Source organism: Christiangramia aquimixticola (assembly GCF_048285835.1).
Taxonomy (GTDB): domain Bacteria; phylum Bacteroidota; class Bacteroidia; order Flavobacteriales; family Flavobacteriaceae; genus Christiangramia; species Christiangramia aquimixticola.
In genome coordinates this window covers 1-302 of the sequence record NZ_JBLVTL010000202.1, presented here as the reverse complement: position 1 = coordinate 302, position 302 = coordinate 1, and the positions used below count along the sequence as shown (strand labels likewise).

Sequence of the window (302 nt, the reverse complement as noted above, 5' to 3'; positions counted from 1 at the left end):
GCAAAGGCAGGTTCATTGGGATTTGGGGGATTTCTCCATTGGAAAAGCCCACAATCAGGTAGCGACCTTTCCAAGCCATACCTCGGAGTGCCGATTCGGTGAATTTTCCTCCAACAGGATCATAGACCACGTCTACCCCTTTGCCGGTGGTGAGTTCCTTGATGCGGGTTTTGAGATCTTCCGTTTCGTAGTTGATCGTGAGATCGGCGCCTTTTTCCTTGCAGAGGGCAAGCTTCTCTTCCGAAGAAGCCGCCGCAATGACTTTGGCACCCATTACTTTTCCCAACTCTACTGCGGCTAAA

At 51.0% G+C, this 302-nt stretch carries 1 protein-coding gene; it reads right to left on the bottom strand.

Features of this window, described 5'->3' with window-relative positions; all coding sequences use genetic code 11:
* The coding region (locus ACNKXV_RS14130) for a zinc-binding dehydrogenase (RefSeq protein WP_417908354.1) at positions 1–302 on the bottom strand (302 nt) is incomplete at both ends.